Source organism: Actinophytocola sediminis, from assembly GCF_054779715.1.
Genome location: NZ_BAAGXS010000156.1, coordinates 1 through 4,570, shown reverse-complemented (window position 1 = coordinate 4,570; position 4,570 = coordinate 1). Strand labels below are relative to the sequence as shown.

Annotated in this window: 10 protein-coding genes; all 10 read right to left on the bottom strand. The window is 70.3% G+C overall.

The window, feature by feature from the left end:
- Nucleotides 1–248, bottom strand: a 248-nt coding sequence (locus ACYVIP_RS44995) for a phage tail tube protein (RefSeq protein ID WP_460407418.1), incomplete at its 3' end; no start/stop codon positions are given.
- On the bottom strand, nucleotides 248–679 hold the full coding sequence (locus tag ACYVIP_RS44990; RefSeq protein ID WP_460407416.1) for a minor capsid protein: 432 nt from the start codon (nucleotides 677–679) through the stop codon (nucleotides 248–250). The genes ACYVIP_RS44995 and ACYVIP_RS44990, both read right to left, overlap by 1 nt.
- A 38-nt stretch (nucleotides 680–717) precedes the next feature.
- Nucleotides 718–1,050: a hypothetical protein gene (locus ACYVIP_RS44985; RefSeq protein ID WP_460407415.1), complete on the bottom strand. Its 333-nt coding sequence runs from the start codon at nucleotides 1,048–1,050 to the stop codon at nucleotides 718–720.
- Nucleotides 1,051–1,359, bottom strand: a complete 309-nt coding sequence (locus ACYVIP_RS44980; RefSeq protein WP_460407413.1) for a hypothetical protein — start codon at nucleotides 1,357–1,359, stop codon at nucleotides 1,051–1,053.
- A complete protein-coding gene (locus ACYVIP_RS44975; RefSeq protein WP_460407411.1) occupies nucleotides 1,353–1,823 on the bottom strand; it encodes a hypothetical protein in 471 nt (156 codons plus the stop codon). Before ACYVIP_RS44975 ends, ACYVIP_RS44980 begins: the two co-directional genes overlap by 7 nt.
- Nucleotide 1,824: 1 nt before the next feature.
- Nucleotides 1,825–2,061 (bottom strand): hypothetical protein, encoded by a 237-nt coding sequence (locus ACYVIP_RS44970; protein WP_460407409.1) that lies wholly within the window; start codon nucleotides 2,059–2,061, stop codon nucleotides 1,825–1,827.
- Nucleotides 2,062–2,073: 12 nt separating this feature from the next.
- Complete coding sequence (locus tag ACYVIP_RS44965) at nucleotides 2,074–2,823, bottom strand: N-acetylmuramoyl-L-alanine amidase (protein ID WP_460407408.1); 750 nt, start codon at nucleotides 2,821–2,823, stop codon at nucleotides 2,074–2,076.
- Nucleotides 2,824–2,901: 78 nt separating this feature from the next.
- A complete protein-coding gene (locus ACYVIP_RS44960) occupies nucleotides 2,902–3,795 on the bottom strand; it encodes a hypothetical protein (protein ID WP_460407406.1) in 894 nt (297 codons plus the stop codon).
- Between the two features lie 11 nt (nucleotides 3,796–3,806).
- Entirely contained in the window at nucleotides 3,807–4,112 is a 306-nt protein-coding gene (locus tag ACYVIP_RS44955) for a hypothetical protein (protein WP_460407404.1), read from the bottom strand.
- Complete coding sequence (locus ACYVIP_RS44950) at nucleotides 4,112–4,324, bottom strand: hypothetical protein (RefSeq protein ID WP_460407402.1); 213 nt, start codon at nucleotides 4,322–4,324, stop codon at nucleotides 4,112–4,114. Before ACYVIP_RS44950 ends, ACYVIP_RS44955 begins: the two co-directional genes overlap by 1 nt.
- Nucleotides 4,325–4,570 lie beyond the last annotated feature (246 nt).

The following is a 4,570-nucleotide window of genomic DNA, read 5'->3' as shown; positions in this document are numbered from 1 at the left end:
GCGTTGTCGGGGCCGGTGTAGCCATCCCACCCGGCCAGCGCGATCGACCACGACCGGAACGTCGTGATGTTGTCCTGCCAGCCGTTGCTGTCGAAGTCGGAGACCTCAACCTCGTTGGGGGACACGGCGAGCGTGGCCGAGGTGAGCCCGTTGACGCGGGTCCACACAGGACTGTCCTCGGTGCCGGTGTTGATTTCGAACACCCACTTGTTGGACAGCTTCTTCTTGAGCACGGTCGGTGACGTCATTAGGGCGCGACCTCCTCGGTCAGTAGTTCGGTCTGGAAGGAGACCGACCAGCGGAGTCGGCCTTTCTGGTCCGCCCCAAGCGGTACGGGGCGGGGCTCGTTGGCGTCGCACGTCAAGATCGGCGCCGCGTGCTCGGTGCCGGGCGCCCACGTCACGGTGTCCGTGTCCTTGAGCGCACGCCGGATGCGTTCGGCCAGCACCTGCGCCGGTTCGGATGGACCCAGCGCGGCGCGGGTGACGACCTGCAGCTCCGGCGACTCGTAGCCGGACAAGTCCACCGCGGGGAAGCCGGCGCGCGAGTACACGCACACGGCCGCATGGGGACTGTCCGGCATGGACTCGACGAAGCACGGCGGCAGCTCGCCCTCGTCCAGCGGATCGCGGACGAGCGCGAGCGACACGAGATGCAGCGCGAGCGCACGGGAAAGCACACCCGAACGGTCGCGTGCGGGTGTTACCGAGCCCAGGTTCAGGCGAGCGCTTCGCCTGCCCGGCGGGCGATGTGGTCCAGGTACCGCTGGGAGTTCGCGCGCAGTGGGCCGCCGAGGTAGTTGGCCTGCCCGTTGCCGTCGTGCCGTAGTTCGGGGTCTTCGTGCTGGCGTGCGGCGTACGGGGTGTCGTAGGACACCACGGCCTCGTCGCCGGCGACGGTCACCTTCCCTGAGTTGATCAGGTCGCCCTGGTCTCTCGGGGTGACGTCGCGGGAGTCGGACAGCAGCGCCTCCCCGGCCTCCTGCACGGCGCGCGTGACGGCCGCGCCCATCGCGCCCTCAGCCGCACGGAGCGCCTCGGAGAAGTCCACTCAGACCACCCCGGCCTCATGGTGCATCGGCGTGCTGTCCCACCAGGTCGGTGTGGCCACCTGCTCGACCGTCCGGCCGTTCAGCTTGTCCTGTGTGGACACCTCACCCTCGTGGCCGAGGAGGAAGATCGTCGCGGTGAGCACGACGACCCGGCCGTCCGGGGTCTGGATGCGCTTCTCCCCGTGCTCGATCCGGCCCAGCCGCGAAACGGCGGTCGCCCACTGTGGACCGTCCGGGCCGTCGCCGAGGTACACCTCGTGCTCGATTGTGTCCGGCGTCGGAACGAACGTGCCCAGCAGCGCTACCACGATGGGACGCTCCCGCCGATCAGCCCGGCCGCCGACAGCGCGTCGTACGCCTCCAGCGGCAGACGAGCCCGCCGCGCCGTCCAGCCCGACGAACCACCGGAACCCGACCCGCCCTGCACCTCCAGTTGGCTCGCCTTGATCCGGCCACCCGCCGCGACGACGTCGACCGCGACCTGGCCGCCCACGGCCGCGGCGACCGCCTTGGCGCGCAAGCGATCCCGGATGACCTCGCACACCGCCACGACGAGGTGGCCGCGCTGTTCCTCGTCTTCGGCGCGGTCGTCGTCGCCGAGGATGGGCCACCTGATCACCTTGGGGATCAGGGCCCGCGTGGCGGTGTCGATCATGGCCTGGACGGCCGGGTCGTCCTCGGGGAGCGCCGGCCATTCGTCGACGCCCCACGCCGAGGTCTGCGCCTCGCAGTGCGCGCGGACCTCGGCGACGGTCGCCCAGATCATCGCCATGTCAGTCGAGCTTCGCGACCGGGGTGACGCGGCCCCGGACGAACCGGGACAGCAGCCACGACGCGACGAGACCGGCGACGCTGGCCACGGTGGTGATCGTCGCGTTGTCGATGGTCAGCCAGCCGGCGCCGACCAGCAGCACCAGCAGCGCGCGGGCGCGCTCGGCGAGCCGGGCCGGCTCCATCGCGGCGAACGTCGAGAACAGCCGCTTCATGCGGTCGAGGAAGAGTTCCTTCACGGGACTGCCTTTCTACTTGTCGGGGATGGCGTCGAGCACGGCCTGCGGCACGACGTGGACCTTGCCGCCGGACGCGACGAACGCCGCGTAGCCGGGGTCGGCCTGGCTGTGCACCCGGGTGCGGACGGCGATGCTGTCGAAGGCACCGGCGTACTCGACCTTGAACACCCTGTAGCCCCAGGGCACACCGTTGGCGTCCAGTGCTTCGCTGTCGCCGCGCAGGAACCTGACCATGTCGTCCTCCTCGGGGACGTCGGGCACCACCGGGGCGGTGGTGAGTAGCTTGTGGACGGTCGCGCGGAAGGCGACCATGCCGCCGGGCCACGTCCGGATGTCGATCTTGCGGCCGGGTGCCCACTCGTGATGCCCGACGATGTTGCCCAGCGGGACCCCGTAGCGGCGTCGGAGCGCGGCCACCAGACGCGTGTAGGCGTCCACCTGCGCGGCGGTCCACGAACCCGTGGACTCCGCCTCGATGCCGAGCATCTGGGCGTTGCCGTTGGCGCCGATGCCCTTCCAGTAGCCGACACCAGCGTGATAGGCGAGCCCGGCGGCGATCACGTACACCGCGCCGTCCCGGCCGAGACCCAGCTGGGCCAGCGGGCCCGGCAGACCGGACCGTCCATCCCGGACCACACCCAGCGACGGGTACGGGTCGGTCGGCTTGTAGGTGTCGGGGCTGGCGGTCCAGTGGCACACCACGCCTTTCACGGCCGTCATGCCGCCGTGGCCCCGACCCTGCCAGCCGGGGACCTCGATCACACGGAGACCAGACGACCGGCACACGGTCGCGAGATCAGTCAGATATCGGGTCACAGCAAGGAGAGTGCGCGCCTGGTGTTACGCGCCGACCGGCTCGACCATCACCCACGGCGCGGTCACAACCATGTTGCCGCCCGTCGTCCGCTTGTACACCAGCTCCACGTTGTACGAGGCTCCCGGGGTGAGCCCGGACACGAGGTCGACGTTGCCGGCCGACAGGTCCGTCAGGCCGGTGTGCTGAATGGACACGTTGTCGTCTGCGTCCTGGAACGTCGTGCCAGATCCCGGGGTGGCGCCGTGCCTGATGATGAACGCGACCAGCATGGTGCTGGACGAGTTCAGGTCGTTGCGGACGCGCGCCCGGAACGACACCCGTGCCATCCCGGACGGCGCGGCAACGAACGCGCCCCTCACCGGCGACCCGGCGGAGCGGTTTGGTGTGTAGGCCGATGTGGCCACGCTGCCCGGGGTGGACACTCCGCCGTACTCGACCGGAACGGCCAAACCCATGTGCGGCACCGCGCCGGTCCACGAGTTGTTTGGCGTCAGGCCAGAGTAATTCTGCGCGGTGGGGTTCCCGGGCACCCACGCGTAGGCGATCGGGATCTCCCACACCGTGTCGTCGTCCTGCGTCGGCGTCGGCGGCGACGGCGACACCGCAGGCGTGCCCTCCAGGATCGCGGCGACGATGCTGTCGCTGCTCCGGTCGAGCCGCAGCACGAGCTGATCGCGGCGCGGGTTCGAGTTCACGTTGTCCGTGGCCGTGAGCGGCAGACTGCCGTCGTTGCGGTAGTAGTGGCCACGAATCCATCCGGCGAACCCGTCGGGGACCACGAAGGTCAAGCCAGAGCCGAGGGTGATCGGGCCAGCGTCTTCGAGCACGACACCGTCCGGCGCCCACAGGCGCGCCATCTGCCACCAGTCGGTCTCGGACGAGTCAAGATCGTCGAAAGGGAAAGACTCCTCAGCCATGACCCGAAGGATCAGCGGAGGGTGTCACCGTCCACCGTGGCCTCATGGATGCGATCCACCGCGTCCCGCAGGCTCGCACCGCTATTGGGGTGCAACTCGTGCTCGATGGTGAGCAGCCGGCCCTCCATCGTCTCCAGCCGGGCCATCACGCCAGGCCGGGCGGGGACACCCGCGCGCGCAGGCTCACCAGACCAGTCGTCGAAGAAGTCCGTGACCCGCCGAGCCCATCGGGCCACCGCGGTGCCCGCCTTCCAGAACACGCCGAGCGCGGTCAACAGCGCGGCGGCGGCGATGACCCACCCGACCCAGGCGTGCACTACCGCGCCCGTCTCTTCGCCGGAGCGGACTCGGCCGGCCGCTGCTCGACCTCCACGGCCGGTTCGTCGCCGGTCTCCTCCGGCTGGCCAGCACCAGGCGCCGGGACCTCGACGTAGCCGAGGCGCAGCAACACGCGCTCCAGCTGGCTGCCCGGGTCCGCCCACATCCGGTGGGTGTCCGGCAGGCCAGCGCGCTGCGCGTACCACGGCATGGCGCCTCCCTCAGTTCATGGTAGGTGGGAGCCCCGCACGTCACGGCCACCCTCCCCGGTGACCACCACAGCGACCACCGCGACGTGCGGGGACTCCCGGCTTACTCGGCCAGCTTCGCGTCGACCGCGGCCAGCAGCTCGACCGCCGACAGGTTGTCGCCGTCGATGTCGAGTTCCTTGGCCTGCGTCAGCAGCTCAGCTACCTTCGCGTCGATCCGGGCCGTGATCTCGGCGACCGTGCCCGAG